The sequence below is a fragment of the Rothia endophytica genome, from assembly GCF_928381505.1.
GTDB classification, from domain to species: domain Bacteria; phylum Actinomycetota; class Actinomycetes; order Actinomycetales; family Micrococcaceae; genus Rothia; species Rothia endophytica_A.
Map to the genome: position 1 here is coordinate 110,909 of NZ_CAKMSJ010000003.1, position 17,781 is coordinate 128,689.

Sequence of the window (17,781 nt, forward strand, 5' to 3'; positions counted from 1 at the left end):
GTCTCCCATAGGTAAGTTTGAGCAGCATAAGTTCCAATGGGCGCCTGCTACTGATGTGCAGATGGGGCTAACGGCGTTCATATCGGCAGGTTCTAGACCGTTAGGGCGTCGCGTACGTACTCGTAGACAGCTGGCACGTAGTGGAAGGGAGCCTCGCCCCACTGATGGTTAGGGTCGGCAATAGCTAGTTCTGCGGGTACTTCAAGGGTGGGGGCGCCCAGTGCGGCTAGATGTGCGTAGTAGCGCTGGCTTTTCTGGTTGGCTTCGGCTGCGGTAACGCCCATGCTCACAGGGGTAGGGTGACTTTCGGTATTAACCTCTGCCCAGGGCACCTTGATAAGACGCAACCGTTCTAGAGCACCCTGTTCCTTAAGGCTTTGCACAAGGTCGGTAGCTTTTTCTGCCCATTCTTCAAAATGTTCGTCTGCGCCGAAGGGCACGTGAGTGCCGGGTTCAATCAGGCTCATGGCGGTTTCTGAGCTCACCAGGTCAATGGATCGGGTGACCACTTCGCCGCTATGGAACCAGTGCACCCCGTGGCGTTCGTCGAAGATATCCCAAAGTATAAGGTGGTAGCGGTTAGCTTGACTGCGCAGTCGGTTCAGTGCTCCTGCCCCCCAATCAGCGCGGAGCATTCGGGTTTGAAAGGCGTTGGCCAGTTTGATGTCTGCTGGGAGCTTGTAGCTGGCGTCGGTGTCATCTGCCAGCAGGGAGTGCCGGGCAACGTATTGTGAGACACGATAGCTGTTAGGGAAGTACTCAAAGCTGTCCCGCGCCACGCAGGAGCCGTACACAAAGACTGGGTGTACTTCTGTTTCTGTGGTCATGGGTTACTCTTCCCTGTGTGCTGGGTTGGGGTAACTTTAGGTATACCCTTTTTTATTTTAGCGAAGGAGCCCCTTTGCCTACCAAGTTTTCTGCTTCAGACGTACGCAGGGCAATCTGGCATCTACGTCACGGTGGCTTCAAACAGTTGAAGAAGTTTCGCCGCCGCCAGCTGATGTCCTCACATTTTGGCGGGGCTGCTTTTGCATCACGTGGCACAGCAGGACGCCGGGGCGTGGGTTTAGCCAGCGAGGAGGCAGTGGGGGCGGTGCCGGCTGTGGCTAAAAGCAAGAAGAGCCCGGCTGGGTACTCCCTAGATTTTCTGGCTTTGGATTACCCTCGCTATGCACCGGTTTTTGAGGGCCTGAAGGTGGCTACTGTTCTCGATGATTTTTCGGCTGTGGCTTGGGGATATGAGTTTGATTGCCTGCCCGTGACTCCCGCTGATTGGCGCGAGGTCTTTGAGCGGGAAGAACCCAGTTTCCTGCTGGTTGAGTCAGCCTGGGCGGGCAATAGTGGCACTTGGCAGTATCATTTGACGGGCGAGAGCGCTCCACGCCCAGCTGTGGTGGAGATGCTGGATTACGCGCGAAAAAAGAATATCCCTTCTGTTTTTTGGAACAAAGAAGACCCCCCACACTTTGAGGATTTTCTAGATACAGCTGCCCTCTTCGACATCGTCTTCACTTCAGACTCCAACAAGATTGCTGATTACCGCGAGCGTCTGGGGCATGACCGCATCTATCCTTTGGCCTTTGCCGCTCAAAGCGCTGTGCACAACCCGGTGCGCCCTCACCACGGGGTTGCCGAGCGAGGGGTAGCTTTCGCCGGTAGCTACTTTGCCCATAAGTACCCGGAGCGCCGTGAACAGATGGACTTCTTGCTGGGTGCCGCCCGCACGGCAGCAGCTAAGACTAAGGAACCCTTCGAGATTTTCTCGCGGTTTTTGGGGCAGGATGAGCGTTACCAGTTTCCCGCACCGTTAACCGAACACGTGGTGGGTAGCCAGAGCTATGAGCAGATGCTGGTGGCTTATAAGGCCTATAAAGTGTTCTTGAACGTGAACTCTGTGGTTGACTCCCCCAGTATGTGTGCCCGCCGCATCTTTGAGATTCTCGCTAGCGGTACACCCGTCGTGACCAGCGCTTCAGCAGCAATCGGCAACTATTTTTCGTCCGGCATGATTTCTGTTGTAGAGAACACGGCAGAAGCCGAGCTTGCTGTGCGCTCACTATTACGCAGCGGTGAATTACGCGATCGCAGCGTACATCTGGCACAACGGGAGATTTGGAGGAAGCACACCTATACCCACAGAGCGCAGCAGGTACTGGAGGCAGTAGCTCAGTTGACCGGCAGGCAACTGGTGGGTGAGCGTCAACAACCGACGGTGAGCGTTCTTGCTCCCACCAACCGCCCGGAGCAGTTGCCCCACCTGATGCGCCAGGTGGCGCAACAGACCGTCCGTGCCCAGCTGGTGGTGCTGACCCACGGTTTTGAACTGACCGACACTGAATTTGCTCAGCTGACCGAAGACGCCGGGCTGGTAGGCGCGCGCAAGCTCAGTGCCAGCGCAGAAACCTCTCTGGGTGAGTGCCTTAACCTTCTGGTGTCTGCGGCTGATGGTCAGATTCTTGCGAAGATGGATGACGATGATTTTTACGGTCAACACTATCTAGAGGATCAGTTGCATGCACTAGATTTTTCCCGCGCTGATGTGGTGGGCAAACAAGCCTACTACATGCACTTGGCTGGTAACAATGCCACGGTCTTGCGTGCAGGTGAGAGGGAGCACCGTTTCACGGATTTTCTGGCTGGACCCACCCTGACTGCGCGCCGCGAAGTCTTTGAGACTCACCCTTTTGAGGCGGTCAATACGGGCGAAGACACCGCTTTTTTGAAAAGTGTGGTTGCAGCTGGCGGCCAGCTCTACGCTGCTGACCGTTTCAATTTTGTGCAGGTTCGCCGTGCCCCCGGAGAGGGCAGTGAGCACACCTGGCGGGTAAGTGACGCTGAGCTTCTTGCCAATGCTCAGGTGCATCACTTTGGTTTGAGTCAAGAACACATTTTCTTTTAGGGGCTTATAAACATTCAGAGAGTTTGTAGAGTCCGCTTTCTGGACATGACTTCTTCTGTATTAGATAGACCTACAGTTTAGTGATTAGAAATAGACAAGAACTCTATAGCGCAACTGCATGAAAAAACACTCATCTTCGCTACCTTTAGCCGTAAATCATTATCTAACAAGGGGATTCACTCTAAATTTGAGGGTAGCGAATGGTCAGATACCAACTTCTACATGTTTACCAAATATGTATCTTGGTGTATTTATAACCAGCTCAACCTCACACTTTTTATGATGAGAGCTAGACCATCTATAGTCTCTATTTTCATTTAGCTCATATAGAATTACAGTGAACTAGAGAACTCCGCACTGCTAAACACAAAAACTAAGGAAACGCATGCCCTCCCCCACTATTGCCTTCATAGGCCTCGGTTATATCGGTCTACCCACTGCTGTTGTTATGGCTAATCATGGCCTCAAAGTTACTGGCATCGACATTAACGCAGCCAACGTTGAGCGCATCAATCGCGGCGAGGTCACTATCGTTGAGCCCGGGCTCGAAGAGCAACTTCAAAAAGCCATTAATTCGGGTAACTTAAAGGCAACCACCGAGATGGTACATGCTGACGTATATATTCTTGCCGTGCCCACACCCTTCAAAGATGACTACGAGGGCGACCTGTCCTACATTATGGCAGCTGCCGAGACTATTGCGCCCCAGCTGGTGGGCGGCGAACTTGTTATTCTTGAATCCACTTCTCCCCCCAAAACCACGGATAAGATGGCACAGCACATCCTGACTTTGCGTCCTGACCTTGTTGCTGATGGCGCTGAGAACCCCGAGAATAAGCCGGTTCTATACTTCGCCCACTGCCCCGAGCGCATCCTGCCGGGCTATGCAATGGAAGAGCTTATTACTAACGACCGTATTATTGGTGGCCAGACTCCTCGCGCAACTGAAATCGCAACCGAGGTTTATGGTAGCTTCTGCACCGGCGAGCTATTGCCCACTGATGATGTGACAGCTGAGATGGCGAAGCTGACCGAGAATTCCTTCCGCGATGTGAACATTGCCTTCGCTAATGAGCTGTCGCTGATTGCCGATAAGCTCGGCATTGATGTATGGGAGCTTATCCGCCTAGCTAATCATCATCCGCGCGTGAATATTTTGCAGCCTGGCCCTGGTGTGGGTGGGCACTGCATTGCAGTTGATCCTTGGTTTATTGTGTCGGCTGACCGTGAGAACTCAAATTTGATTCGTACCGCACGAGAGGTCAACGATGGTAAGCCAGAATGGGTAATCGGTAAGGTGCGTGATGCTGCAGGTTCGGCTCCCCAGCCTGTTGTGGCAGCTCTTGGTTTGGCTTTCAAGCCTAATATTGATGACCTTAGAGAGTCACCTGCCATGGATATCACGCAACGTCTCGCCCAGGAGCTCCCTGGGGCGACTGTACTTGCAGTTGAACCCAATGTTTCTGCGTTACCGGCAAAACTTGAGGGTATCGGAAATCTTGAGTTTGACACTTATGAAAGCGCTATCGAGCGCGCAGATGTGGTGGTCCTCTTGGTGGATCACGAAGAATTCAAGGCGGTGCCAGCCACGGCGCTAGTGGGTAAGCAAATCGTAGATACTAAAGGGATTTGGGGTTAACATGCACTCGACTTCTACAAAGAATTTCATTAAACATATAACAACTCCAATTGCAGTTACATCAGTAATTTTTGTTATTTGTTTAATATTAGATAATCTCCCAATAGCGCTTCTCGCTGTTCTCATAGGTTTTGCCTGGGTTACGCTCACAATATACCGCATAGTAGACCGAAAGATACTTTACGTTGCTAGTACTGCTGCACGGGCTGGCCAAATGAACACTAATGAATCTCTGCAAAAAATAAAAGAAATTAAGAATGATACAGCTACCGTACAACGTAATACCTCTGCAACGGTCAATTCAATCAAAAGCATTGAATCTGTATTAGAAGAAAACTTATCCCTGTCACAAAGAATTGACCGTCGAATCTTAAAGAACGGTATCATTGTTGGCAACGTAGCTGGTTCAGCAGGACGTTCAGCTCCCATTATTAGAGATATTCAATCAACTGTTAATAATCTGGCTAGGGCTACTACTTCCCCTTCTTCTCATGCCACGACAAAAGCTTCATCTCATGCCACGACAACAGCAGTTTCTCAAAGTGCTGGAAAGCAGCAACCACAAATACAATTTTCCTTTCCGAGTGTTGAGCCCACCTCGGCAGAGCCTGTATTCAGTGACGTAAAAGCAATGGTTGTAGCAGATGAATTCACAGCGCGCGCATTTGCTTACGAATGGACAATAATTGAACCCACACCTGACAACTGGAAATCAATTACTGATGAATTTCAACCTGACTTCCTTTTTGTAGAGAGCGCGTGGGAAGCGAATGCAGGAGCGTGGCGGTACCACCTGGTAGGGCAGACAGCTCCACGCGCTGCAGTCGTTGAAATGGTGGAGTATTGCAAAACTAAAGGTATTCCAACCGTCTTCTGGAATAAAGAGGATCCCCCACATTTTGAGGAATTTCTTCCTACTGCACAACTATTTGACTATGTATTCACTACCGATGGAAATCTGGTGCATGAGTACAAGAAACGGTTGGGGCATAACAATATAGATGTCCTACCATTTGCTGCTCAGCCTAAGATTCACAACCCAGCCCGTATCGGGATGGTTAACCGAGACCGCGATATTGTTTTTGGGGGTATGTATTTTCGAGAGAAGTACCCAGAACGTCGTGATCAACTTGATATGATTCTTCCTGCCGCAGTGAAGTTTAATCTTGATATCTACTCTCGCAACTCAGGGGAAGATTCAAAATATCGATTCCCCGATGAATATATTAAAAAGGTAAGAGGAACCCTCCCTTATCCTCAAATGCTAACCGCCTACCATGCCTACAAAGCTGTCATTAATGTAAATTCTGTCGTGGATTCAAACACGATGTGTGCACGCAGAATTTTTGAAGCAACTGCCTGTGGTGCAGCTGTCGTGACTGGGAGTACCGGCGCTATTAGGAACTTTTTCCCCAATCAGATGCTAACGGAGGTCTCGGGGGAGGACGATGCCTACCATAAAATTCGTGCTCTTCTAAGGTCAGACGAATACCGTGAACGACGTGTGCATGTAGCACAGCGACATGTTTTTCAACACCACACCTACACCCAAAGAGCAGTTCAGGTTATGCGACAATTAGGCATAAACGTGAACGTTCCTCAAATGAAGCGAAGCTTCTTTATTACAACCAATCGTCCTTCGAACCTGGAAGTTATCTTCCAGAATTTTGAGCGTCAGGTAGTCGAAAATAAAGAATTGGTTATTTTAACGCACGGTTTTGAACCCACTGACCTACAGATTGAATCACTTTCACAAAAATATAAAATTTCAAACCTGACGTTGCTATCTGCTCCAGCTTCTCAAACTCTAGGGGCGAACCTTAATCAATTAACTGATGCATGCAATGGCGATATTTTATTTCGTATGGATGATGATGATTTTTACGGTGCAAATTACGCCCTTGACCTTGAGAACGCACTAAAATTCAGCGGTGCAGCCTTAGCGGGTAAAGCAGCTTCGTATATCTATTTTGAAGAAATGAATAGCACTGTCCTGACATACTCTAGCCACGAGAATCGCTATACAGACTTTGTACGCGGAGCTACCTTCTGTGGCTGGAAAGATACTTTTGAACGCTTCCGGTTCCCTGAGCTGGAACGCTCAGAAGATTCCTCATTCTTGGAACAGGTAAAACGTTCAGGAGAAAAAATTTATGCAAGTGATCGGTTTAATTTACTAGTCATGCGTAGAGCAGATAAAACCACCCATACTTGGACAGTTGACGATGCAAAGTTGTTCGCCACAGGTGACATGAAATTCGTCGGTTCAGATACTCAACAGATTGAGATTTAAATTGTTTGATATAAATAAACCATTTTTTATCGGCGTTACTCGATTTTCACTTTTCATTCCTGGGTCTCCCAATTGGAACCTTTCCTCATCCACAACAGTTGAAGAATATATGCAGAAGCTATACTCTTCTGAACGCTTAGATTCACGAATTAATATATTTGTTAATATATCGTTACCTCAGATTGAAAAAGCATCCAAAGGCCATAACGTCAGACATATAGTTCAATACTCAAGCCACCTTCCTGAAAAATATAAACTTCAACTTGAAGATGCAAAAAATAAATATAATTTTTTGGAATTATTTTGCAACGACTCAGCAGACCACCACTCGAACATCATCAATACTGTTGCTAAGGATATTTCCCGGAACTATTCTTCAGATGAGGTGCTTTACGCATGGTACCGGGTAGATGATGATGATTTGCTTGGTACACAATTTTTCGAAATGGCATCACAGTACATCCAAAGCGAGCACGCCGGGTACTGCCTCTCCTTTGGTAGTGGTTACACCGCATTCTACAATGAGGGCAAAATATGGGATATCCGTGAATGCTACCGTCCTAAAACTTCAGTAGGGCAGCTATATATAAGTAAATACACCAAATCAACAGATTCATTTATTGAAGCACCTAGACAAAATCATACTCAAGTCGACAAATGGGCCCCCACCATCTTAGACTCGCGATATCCTAATTTCATCACCATGCTTCATGAAAATCAGGATGGATACAAGAGCAAACCTGATGAGAAGATAATCGAACGAATATATCGCGAACAAAATAATGCTCCCTATGTTGAATATAGCGATGCAATACTAAACCAAACTTTTCCTGAATTTAGTAAGCATATTGCTAAATCAGAGTACATTTACTTCAATTCATTAAAGAACGCCGCATCAAATACTCAATACCTCTCTACTGAACCAATCGAACTTCCTTATTCCCTTCACACACAAGGGTTAGTTGAGTTTGACTATCACTTCACCTCTTCATCCCCCTCTACTGAAAGTAGAGTTTTCATTTCCCTAGAGTACGCTGATAGTTTAAGTCGCCCTAGAGCAAGCGGGGTGTGGCAAAATTATGGGAATAAAGAGCTTGTAACAGGAATTCTTGCGAATAAAAATAAAATTGCAGGAAGGGTTGTGTTTATATCAGATATCAAAAACTTTCCACATAAAGTAAAAGTCTGGAACTCCAAGGAAACTCAGAAACCAATTTCAGTTGATTTTCTATCAATTCGTAGTTAATGCAATTATTAGAATACCTGCCAGCCTCTATATAACCAAGCAGATAAAATAAATGCAGTTAGAATAATTCAAGATTCAATTGGTATTGATTTGTACTATCATCTGTCAATTAAACCCGGGGCCCCATTCTAATCTTCCTAAATGGCGCTGTCGATTGTTCTTGAAAAAAGATAGCATCGCTTTTTAAAGAGGCTTATTCATGCGGGGGTTGGGGCCCATGCCCCAACCCCCGCATGAATAAGCCTCAGTAATAGAAGGCGGCTGGGGGTTTATCTCCCAGCCGCCATAATTTTATTACTTAAAATCAGCTAACCGCTGCCCCAGCCCAAACATCTGTTCAAGGGCTGCCACGGTTCGTTCTGCAGCACGACCATCACCGTAAGGGTTCACAGCGTTCGCCATTGACGCGAAGTGCTTCTCATCGTCGATTAGGGCAGATACTTCCGCAACAATGCGATCATAGTCTGCGCCTACCAGTCGGACAGTACCTGCACCCACAGCCTCAGGGCGTTCAGTATTCTCACGCATCACAAGCACTGGCTTACCCAGGCTTGGGGCCTCTTCCTGAACCCCACCTGAGTCAGTGAGCACAATACGAGATGCCGCAATAACATGAGCGAACTCCGCATAAACAAGGGGCTCAATAACGAAAACGTTCTGTAGTCCCTCAAGATGAAGGAGGACATTCTCACGCACCAGCGGATTCTTATGGGCAGGGAGCAAGAAACGGTAACCTGGGTACTTACCTGCCAAAGTAGCAACAGCACGGCCAATATTCTGCATTGACTCCCCCAAATTTTCACGCCTGTGCGTAGTCACCAAAACAATCGGGGCATCGTCCTTCTGGGCAACGAGTTCAGCTACAGTCTGGTCGGTGAACTCTACAGGCTTCTCAACAACCTCAAGTAGGGCATCAATCACCGAGTTGCCGGTGACTACAATTTCTTTTTCGGGTAGAGCTTCGCGCAAGAGATTTGCTTTAGAGGTCGAGGTCGGTGCCAAATGAAGCTTAGAAATTTGCGAGGTCAGCTTGCGATTAGCTTCTTCAGGAAAGGGCGAATTAATATCACCCGACCGCAACCCAGCTTCGACATGCACGACAGGAATCTGACGGTTAAAAGCAGCAATAGCAGCACCCATCACCGTTGAAGTATCACCCTGAACAATGACAGCATCTGGTTCAAATTCAGCGTAGACCGCGTCAAGACCCTTAATAACCTTGGCAACGATTCCATTTAGTCCCTGTTTTGCACTCATGATATTCAGATCGCGCACAGGCTCGATACCAAAGAGTTTATTCACAGAATCAAGCATTTCGCGATGCTGACCAGTTACAACAGGAATAGACTCAAAATTATCTGACTCTTCTAGAGCCTTAATAATCGGGGCTACCTTGATAGCTTCCGGACGTGTGCCATAGACAGTCATAATTTTTAGCATGTCTTGTGATATTTCTTTCTAGGTGTGCTGATGCGACGAAACGAGCGTCTCAAATAAGTGCAGGTATTCAGCAAGAAGCTGTTTCATCTGGCAGAGATACCTATAGCAGATTTTAATGACCGAAGTCTGTTGATTTGTTTACATCTGTTAGGGGGATATAGGGAGTTTAAACAGGGGTAACGGAGGGGTAGTTACAAATTTACCTCTTTATATTTTTTATAGATTGCTGATTTGTAATGAAGTGTAAAGATAGGTTCAGCACCAAGGCATAGTCTAGAGGAACATTTTTTTTGCTGAGTCTCAGGTCTTACTCCCCACTGCCCTGCACGTAGCCCTGCGCTCCCAACGCTTTCGCGTCAGCCAGTAGCTGGGCAGCTTTAGCCTCATCGCCCTGGGCTAGGTTGTGGGCAAACCAGCGGTACTTGCGGGCTACCTCGCGGGCGTCCCCATCCATGACAAACTCCCCAAAGTCCAGCCAGATAGCTCGGTTGCAGAGATCCTCAATGGTCTGCGCAGCGTGGCTCACCAGGAACACCGTGCCAGCATCATCCAGCACCTCCTGCATCGCCTGGGCAGAACGCTCCGCATAGGCAGCATCGCCAGTTGAAAGCGCCTCATCAATCAGCATGATGCGGGGCTTAGCGGCCAATGAGATAGCAAAGCGCAGGCGGGCTCCCATACCAGAGGAATAGGTACGCATGGGGCGATCAATCGCCTCACCAATACCCGCAAGTTCAATGACCTTACGTTCAGCCTCCGCCAACTGGTGCTTTTTCAGCCCCATGGCTAGGCAACCCAGAGCAATATTCTGGCGGCCAGTCAGCTCCTGGTTGAGAGCTGCGCCCACGCCCACCAGCGAAGGCCGCGCAGACGCGTAGACCGTACCGGTGGTGGAGGATTCCAGACCGGCAATCACGCGTAACAGGGAGCTCTTACCCGAACCGTTGCGCCCCACCAGACCAATAAATTCGCCCTCATGGGCAGTGAAAGAAAGGGGCTGAACCGCATGAACTACCTGGCGCACGCGGCGCCCCCTCAAACCACGCTGAGTGTAAACGGGGTAGTCCACCGACACCTGGTTAACCAAAATGTTAGGTTGCTGGCTAAGCGGGTCAATACCGGGGTTACCTGGTGCCACCCGCGGAATAATCGTTCTCTTAGTTGAGCTCACGGCCAAAGACCTCCTCAGCACGCCAGAAAATGAAGAAACCTACTACAGCCGCTCCCACAGCCCAAGCGGCAGCAGTCAGCCAAGTTTCAAGGCTGCCAAAACTGCCCCTCATGAGCACTTCACGATAGAGGTCAATAAAAATGTAGAAGGGGTTAGCCTGAATAATCTGGGTGACCAGTGGGTGCTCAACAAAACGCTCAATAGGAAAGATAACCCCAGAAGCATAGAGCAGAACGCGGGTCACAAAGTTCAGGAGCTGCTGAATATCAGGCACCACGTACGCATACCGAGCAATCATCAGCGCCAAGCCCGTTAAGAACAGGGAATTCAAAGCGAAAACTGGCACAAAAGCCAGCCAGGAGACTGTGGGGAGCACGTGCGGCGGTAACACAGCTATACCCACTAGCATGACGGCCACAATGGCGCCCATCTGCATAGTCTGCCGCACCATCATCGAAATCGGCAGCGCCATACGCGGGAAAGAGAAGGCTCGCATCATGGGTTTACCCTGGATCATGACCGAAGCCGCGCTGTTGAGAACCCCAGACATATACTGGAACATCAAAATACCGATGATCAGATAGGCAAGAAAGTTATCCATGCCCCGGGATACCTGCAGCACCAGCCCAAAAAGCACGCCGTAGAAGGCGATATCGAGCACCGGCTTAACCAAGAGCCAGAGAGAGCCTAGTCGGTGGTTGCTGTTCTGGGTGCGTACTTTGGTATGTGAATCAAACCAGATGTATTGGCGGCGGTCCCACACGTTTTTGAGGTAACGCCAGGCACCCACGCGCACCCCCACCGGTGCAAGGCGCCCCGAATGCACGTGGGGCACCACGTCAGTGAGCTCGCCGCTGACCCCTTCACGGGCATAATAAATTTTTTCAGCCATAGTTGCTCAGGGTCTTTCGGTACAGGGCTAAGAGAGTTTCGGCGTTGTGTGACCACAGGCGGGTGCGGGCAAAACGGCGGCCCTGGGCCACAGACTCAGCGCAGGCGGCTGGGTCAGTCAGAAATTCAGTGAGAACCCGCGCCATATCTTCGGGATTTTCAGTTTCACATAGTTTACCTGCCCCCGGTGCCACGGCGTTATGCACCAGCTCGGCTAGAGGCGGGATATTGCTCATCACCACTGGCCGCCCGACTGCCATCGCCTCGATGGGTTTAAGAGGAGTAACCGAACGGCACACCCGGTCATTAGTGCGCGGCACTGCAAAAATATCTAGGCTTTGGTGAGCTAGGAGGGCATCTTCAGGTGCCAGCTTTCCGGTAAAAACCGCGGCCTTACCCAGGTTTAACTCAGCAGCAAGACGTTCTAGGGAGGCTCTAGCGGCACCCTCCCCTGCGATCAGCGCGCGGACGTCCGCCCCAGCGGCCCGCAAAAGAGCAACTGCGTGCAACAGGGTATCTAGCCCTTCATAGGGCACCACAGAGGTAACGCTGCCTACCCACTGACCCTCAGTATCCAGCCCCAGCTGTTGCCGGGCCTGCTGAGGGGTGAGATTCTGTTCAAAGAGATGGTCAGACACCGCGTTGGGAGCCAGCACAATTTTTTCTGCCGGAACGCCCCTTTTGACCAGTAAATCCTTCATCGTCTGGGACAGGGTAACGACGGCATCGGCTTCCATGCAGAACTGTGTTTCTCTGGCTCTTAGGAGCGAGAAGCGCTCACTGGCTTCTGCCTGCTGGCGGGCGGCCTCAGTTTTCTTACCTGAAACCCAAGTTTCTTCCATTACCCCGCGCACCTCGTACACCCAAGGCACCCCTAGGCTACGCGCCACTGCCTGCGCCACGAGGGCGTTCTGATAGTTGGTGGTGGTATGCACCAGGTCAACCCGTTGACCCTCAACCTCTTTAAGAATTGCGGCAACGCTCTGCTGCAGGCGCTGAGGCAGGGTGGCTCCCAAGCGCCAGAGTAAAAGGCGGCGGTAGGTGATCCTATCTACCCGGGCTGTTCCCTCTGCCAGCAGACCACCCACCATCGCGGGATAACCTAACCTGGTAACCGCAGTAATCTTCACCCCGGCATCCACCAGCGCACTGAGCAGACGATGCGAGCGCAGCGTGTACCCCGACTGTGTGGCGGGCAGTGAGTTAGTCAGCAAATGCAGGACCGCTAGCTCGCCGTCGGTGGAGACTGGTGAGGGCACCCTCGGTACTGGTGAGGTAAGCAAGAAGTTTTGGTCAAGAGCGGTCGCTTCGCCAATCAGACGGCGGGCGTAGGCGCTAGCGCCGGGGTTCTGCTGTGCGATAGCTATCGCCTGGCTGACTGCCCCGGCGTCCCAGGCGGCGCGTGCGCGTACGGTAGCGGGTAGAGATAGATCCTGGTAATCAATGAGGCCATAGCTCACCGCCACCTCAGCGGCTATGCGCCGTTGGAGTGTGCCAAGAAGATGTTGCTGCGGTTCTGCCAACAGACGCAGGGCAGGTTCAGGCAGTTGCTCCGCACCCATAATTTGCTGCCCCAGTGCCCTGGTTCCGGCGCCGGGGAGACGGCTGAGTGCCCGGCCAGCTAGTGTGCCTGCCCGGTGAGGTAGTTTACGGGTGACCTGTAGAGCAAGGAGTGCAGGGTCATCTATAGCGTGACGAGCCGCAACCTGCACCACCAGTGCAAGGTTCCGAGCCAGGCCTGTTGCCCGCGCAACCTTTCTTCGAGCCTCAGACATGCCTGCCTCTTCTCTCGCGCGAACGGTCTACTACGCGCTCCAGTTTGGCAAGGTAGCGGCGTGAGAGCGTTCCGTAGTTGTAGTCGTTATAGAGCAAAAAGCGCCCGGTGGTCCCCACCGCCAGCTCTGTGGAGTTACCAATCAGTTGTTCCAGGGCATCAGCCAGAGCCTGGGCGTTCTGTGGCGGCACCACGGTGCTGACTCCTGAACGCTGCAAAATCATGGCTGCTTCACCGGCCACTAGACCGATGATTCTGCGTTGGGTAGAAAGCAGCTCAAAGATTTTAGAGGGTACGGTGTGCCGGAAAGGTTTGGTATCTTTCAACGACACTATTTCGACGTCGGCCCACCGATAGGTCTCCTGTAGGTTAGCGCGGGGTACAGGGGGCTGAAAATCAACGTCCAGTGAGCGGCGGGCAGCCTCCGCTTGAAGGACCGGCAAATCTGCTCCGCTGCCTACTATGCGAAGCTTCACCTGTTCTCTATATCCACGCTGGTACAGCTCCTCAAGAGCGTCAAGTAGTACGCTCAGACCCTGGCTGCGCCCCACGGTGCCCAGGTACTGAACCCGCAAGATACCATCGCCGCGGTCGGTGTGCTCAAGCTCCATAAAGCTCGCTGTTTCAGCACCGTTAGAGATAACCTCAACGTGCTTGATGCCCCGCTCCTTCAAGATAGCAGCGAAGCCCTCGGTAGTAGTGATACAGGTAGCAGCCTGTTTCTGCAGTGCGGTGACGCTTCTAAAAACTGCGGCTTTTAGCAGGTGCCGGGGCAAAGACTGGCGCGCTACCTGCGTGCTCATGTCACCGGTCACTACATCGGGCCAGGCATCTCTAAACTCCGCTACCAGCGGGCGGCGTATAACGTTACTCACAAGGCTACCGGCTAATAAGGACGGCAAACCAGGTACGGTTGCCACCACAACATCAGGCCGCCAACCGCTTGCCGCTGAACCCAGCGTCCACGCCACTGAACCCGCAGCAACTACTAGCTGATCCACTAGTCGCAGAGCTCCCGAGAAACCATGCGCAAGGTAGGGGGTGCGCACCACGATCTCTCCTAGAGCACCGGGGGCGGGTTTGAAAAAGCTGTACTGACCGCGCCACTGGGCAGCAGTTTGCCTGTCTGGGTAGTGCGGAGGAGGGCACACCACGCGCACCTCATGACCGGCGGATGTCCAATGCTTCACAAAAGCGGACCAGCGGCGCTGAGGTGCCCCTATTTCGGGTTCATAATAGTGCGTAAGAAGGAGTATTTTCATGGTGCGGTGTGCTGAGGTGTGGGCTGTTTGGCTTAGTCACTCCTGTTTAAGCCTACTAGCCAACACCCTTGTCACCTAACATTGCGACTCTCACCTTTTAACGCAAATACCCCCGGGTCACCTAGAGGTTGAAATAACGACCGGTGGCCCCAGGGGGTATCTTCTAAAAATAGACCAGCTAGGAGCCCATGTAAGCGCGTTGCTTAAGCCACTGACCGTAGACCTGCATCTGACGAATGTAGGCATTACTGGGACGTAGCCACATCAACACGAGAGGAGCAATCGCGACGACTGATGCGAGCAGGCCCACCAGCATGGTCCAGTGGAAGAAGAGGAAGAAAGTGAAGACGCCGAACAGACCCAGTACCTTGAAAGCCGCGTAAACGGTCAGAACGATGCGTGCCCAGTTATGACCCTTCACCAGGAAGATTGCCAGGATGATAAGAGCAGCGGAGAACAGTAGGGTGCTACCGAGGGAGGTTACCAGTTCAAAGGTGCTGAGCTCCGTCGGTGCGTTAGCCAGTTCCGTTTCGAAAGTGGCTCTATCCTCTTCAGGGATAAAACTGCCGAACATACCCATCACGCCGTCCATCGAGGACTGCAGAAGCTCTTTCCAATACACAAGACCCAGCACTGTGCTCACAATATTGAGTAGCACAATGGCGTAAACGCTGTTCGCTGCCATTTTAATGGTGCCGGGAACAGCCGGCTTTTCCATGTGCTGAGGGAGCCCCTGGCCGTAAACCTGTGCGTAGTTCTCGTAGGCACCCCCGCTGTGAGTGGACGAGTAGCTGGGCGGTTGCTGCTGGTTGGGGTAGGTGCCGTAATTGTTCTCGCTCATAGCTTTGCTTCCTCGATCAGCTGGTGGAGTGGGACATGTTCCTTTTAATCTAGCAGGAGAGAAGATGTTTGCACCTTGCCTCTTACCTTAGTTCGCTTCAAAAATGCCGCGAGAGCGATCTTTTTTGACGTCTGAGGCAGGGAAGATTCGCCCGCTCATAGAGATATACACGCCTGGTTCTAGAAGGTTGAGGGCAGTCACTGCCGCTCCCAGGTTGAAGGAGGCGTCCGAGGCGCGCATCGCGGCAGGCTGCATGGCACCGGTGAGTACCACGACTTTTTGCCCCAGCGCTGCGTGGGCTTGAAGATAACGTGCTGTTTCAGGCATGGTGTCGGTGCCGTGGGTGATGAGAATGCGGTCGTTGTGCACGGCGTCCAGGGCCTTGACCAATTCTGCCCGGTCAGCATCGGTCATATCGAGGCTATCGAGTTTCAGGACGCTCTGGGTTTCAAATGTGGTATCGGTACGCACAAAGCTGAGCAACCCCGGGGCGGCAGGCTCACCAATTTCTAGCTCCCCGGCAACGGAGTAGACCTTGTCGAAGGTCCCCCCGGTGGTCAGCAAGGTAACGGTGGAGGCATTGTTGATGGTCATAATAATCCTCTTTTGTTCTCAGATTTTTTAGCGCTGGGATTTTATTCTAGGGCGTTAGTAGTGGAGTAGGGCTCTAGCTAAATTTTTTGGGCTAGTTCGCCAACGGCTCGTCTGATGCGGTCCAGTGTTCGCGCCTCATCTAACGTACCGGGGGTGGTGTAGACACCTGTAGCGCAGGTATCTGCACCCAGGTAGCTGAAGAGCGGACGCAGGGCGTAGTCCAGTGCGAGCATATGACGGTGACTACCACCCGTGGCCGCCATGAGCAGGGGTTTTCCCCTGATGTCATCTGGTTCCACTAAATCCCAGAAGAGCTTGAAAAGACCGGAATAGCTCGCCTTAAAAATGGGGGTTACGGTGATAATCGCGTCAGCTGCGCGCAACTGCTCAAAGAGGGCAACAAGGGTGCCGGGGGCCTCCCCATCCAGGTAGTCAGCGATGTCATGGGTGTACTGCCCCAGGTGGTAGGTGGAGTACTTAGCGGAGGTTCCTGCCGCCAATGCGCCCTCTACCTCCTGCCGCAGTTTCTCAGCCAGTAGTGCTGAGGCAGAGTGACGGGCCGCCCCAGCAGTTACGACCACAATGTTTAGAGTTGTCATGGTTCTATTATGGTGCCCTACCGGTACATGCTTTCAACCGCGCTTGCCCACCGCTGCGCGAAAACCGTGCGTTTAAGCTTCTGCGTGGGGGTAACCAGGCTCGGGTCAGTCGCATCTACCTCAACCAGCTCAAACTTTTTTACCTGGCCTAAGTCTAGGCGCTCGCGGTGTTGCCCCACAGCTTGAGCTGTGGCCTCGGCGCGTGCCCGCAGAGCGCCAAGTTTTTTGGCGTTGGCTTGGGCAGCTACTTTTTGCTGAATCTTTTCAAGCGCCCGGGGCACCACGACTAAGAAGGTGGGGCGCAGCGTGACCAGCTGTTCAATGACCTGGGTGGGGTGAGACAGGTGGGCCACGCTCATTCCGCTGTTCAGGCAGACAAACTGCAACCCTCGCGCCAACACATGCGCCAGGGGTAGAAAAATAACCGTTGAGCCGTTTTCATGGACCACTTCACGGTAGGAGGCACCTACATTCAGCACCTGCCCCAGCAGGTTACGGTGGGTGATGATGACCCCCTTAGGGGCAGACGTGGTGCCGGAGGTGTAGACCAGGGTCGCCACATCATCAAGGGCAGCCTGGGTTCGAGCGGTCTCTAAATCATCCTCGGTGACACTCTGCCCCAGTTGCCTCAGGCTCTCCAGGGGCTTTAGCTCACCGATAAAGCACCAGATGCCCTGCTGTTCTGCCCCTTGGCTCTTGGCTAGTGCGGTCTCCAATTTATTTGCCTGGCTGACCGTACCTGCAAAGGCAAACTGCACCCCGGCGTCCTCAATAATCTGATCTACCTGAACCTGCGAGCTGGTCTCATAGACCGGCACCACGGCGCCGCCTGCATACAGAATCGCAAGGTCAGCGACAGCCCACTGGTAAGAGGTAGCTGCCATAATCGCAACCCTCCCACCGGGCTTCAGACCGGCAGCTATCAGACCCTTAGCTAGCCCCTTCACGTCATCTTCGAACTGCTCAGCGCTGACGTCCCGCCAGCTAGCAATCTGCCCCGAAGCATCATGCTCTAGCACGCGGAAGGCGGTATGCTGCGGAGCTTTCTGCACCCGGTAGCACAAAATATCCGTCAGGTTACGGTGGTCAGTTGCGGGATTAACGAGTAAAGGGGATAAAACTTCTTGCATCT

At 51.9% G+C, this 17,781-nt stretch carries 14 protein-coding genes; 4 read left to right on the forward strand and 10 right to left on the reverse strand.

The window, feature by feature from the left end; translation table 11 throughout:
• Positions 1–92: 92 nt before the first annotated feature.
• Complete coding sequence (locus L6990_RS04415) at positions 93–827, reverse strand: DUF6270 domain-containing protein (protein WP_237202862.1); 735 nt, start codon at positions 825–827, stop codon at positions 93–95.
• Between the two features lie 74 nt (positions 828–901).
• On the opposite strand from L6990_RS04415, the gene L6990_RS04420 reads away from it, so the two are divergent.
• The 4 genes from L6990_RS04420 (at position 902) to L6990_RS04435 (ending at position 8,077) form a co-directional block, all read left to right on the forward strand.
• Positions 902–2,899 (forward strand): glycosyltransferase, encoded by a 1,998-nt coding sequence (locus L6990_RS04420; protein ID WP_237202863.1) that lies wholly within the window; start codon positions 902–904, stop codon positions 2,897–2,899.
• 385 nt (positions 2,900–3,284) lie between these two features.
• The gene (wecC, locus tag L6990_RS04425; RefSeq protein ID WP_237202864.1) at positions 3,285–4,538 is read left to right on the forward strand and encodes a UDP-N-acetyl-D-mannosamine dehydrogenase; all 1,254 of its coding nucleotides are present in this window, start codon (positions 3,285–3,287) and stop codon (positions 4,536–4,538) included.
• Between the two features lie 214 nt (positions 4,539–4,752).
• The gene (locus L6990_RS04430; RefSeq protein ID WP_237202865.1) at positions 4,753–6,831 is read left to right on the forward strand and encodes a glycosyltransferase family protein; all 2,079 of its coding nucleotides are present in this window, start codon (positions 4,753–4,755) and stop codon (positions 6,829–6,831) included.
• Between the two features lies 1 nt (position 6,832).
• Positions 6,833–8,077 (forward strand): glycosyltransferase, encoded by a 1,245-nt coding sequence (locus L6990_RS04435; RefSeq protein ID WP_237202866.1) that lies wholly within the window; start codon positions 6,833–6,835, stop codon positions 8,075–8,077.
• A gap of 294 nt (positions 8,078–8,371) precedes the next feature.
• Here L6990_RS04435 and wecB read toward each other — a convergent pair whose 3' ends face one another.
• The 9 genes from wecB to L6990_RS04480 form a co-directional block, all read right to left on the reverse strand.
• Positions 8,372–9,517: a non-hydrolyzing UDP-N-acetylglucosamine 2-epimerase gene (gene wecB, locus L6990_RS04440; RefSeq protein WP_237202867.1), complete on the reverse strand. Its 1,146-nt coding sequence runs from the start codon at positions 9,515–9,517 to the stop codon at positions 8,372–8,374.
• Between the two features lie 307 nt (positions 9,518–9,824).
• The gene (locus tag L6990_RS04445; protein WP_237202868.1) at positions 9,825–10,688 is read right to left on the reverse strand and encodes an ABC transporter ATP-binding protein; all 864 of its coding nucleotides are present in this window, start codon (positions 10,686–10,688) and stop codon (positions 9,825–9,827) included.
• A complete protein-coding gene (locus L6990_RS04450) occupies positions 10,675–11,580 on the reverse strand; it encodes an ABC transporter permease (protein WP_237202869.1) in 906 nt (301 codons plus the stop codon). The genes L6990_RS04445 and L6990_RS04450 overlap by 14 nt, the downstream gene beginning before the upstream one ends.
• Positions 11,573–13,354, reverse strand: coding sequence for a glycosyltransferase family 4 protein (locus L6990_RS04455; protein WP_237202870.1), 1,782 nt, complete (start codon positions 13,352–13,354; stop codon positions 11,573–11,575). Before L6990_RS04455 ends, L6990_RS04450 begins: the two co-directional genes overlap by 8 nt.
• On the reverse strand, positions 13,347–14,615 hold the full coding sequence (locus L6990_RS04460; protein WP_237202871.1) for a glycosyltransferase family 4 protein: 1,269 nt from the start codon (positions 14,613–14,615) through the stop codon (positions 13,347–13,349). The genes L6990_RS04455 and L6990_RS04460 overlap by 8 nt, the downstream gene beginning before the upstream one ends.
• A 178-nt stretch (positions 14,616–14,793) precedes the next feature.
• Positions 14,794–15,456, reverse strand: coding sequence for a hypothetical protein (locus tag L6990_RS04465; protein ID WP_237202872.1), 663 nt, complete (start codon positions 15,454–15,456; stop codon positions 14,794–14,796).
• An 87-nt stretch (positions 15,457–15,543) separates the two neighbouring features.
• Positions 15,544–16,050: an asparaginase domain-containing protein gene (locus L6990_RS04470; protein ID WP_237202873.1), complete on the reverse strand. Its 507-nt coding sequence runs from the start codon at positions 16,048–16,050 to the stop codon at positions 15,544–15,546.
• A 77-nt stretch (positions 16,051–16,127) separates the two neighbouring features.
• On the reverse strand, positions 16,128–16,649 hold the full coding sequence (locus L6990_RS04475; RefSeq protein WP_237202874.1) for an NAD(P)H-dependent oxidoreductase: 522 nt from the start codon (positions 16,647–16,649) through the stop codon (positions 16,128–16,130).
• A 17-nt stretch (positions 16,650–16,666) separates the two neighbouring features.
• Entirely contained in the window at positions 16,667–17,779 is a 1,113-nt protein-coding gene (locus L6990_RS04480; protein WP_237202875.1) for an AMP-binding protein, read from the reverse strand.
• Positions 17,780–17,781 lie beyond the last annotated feature (2 nt).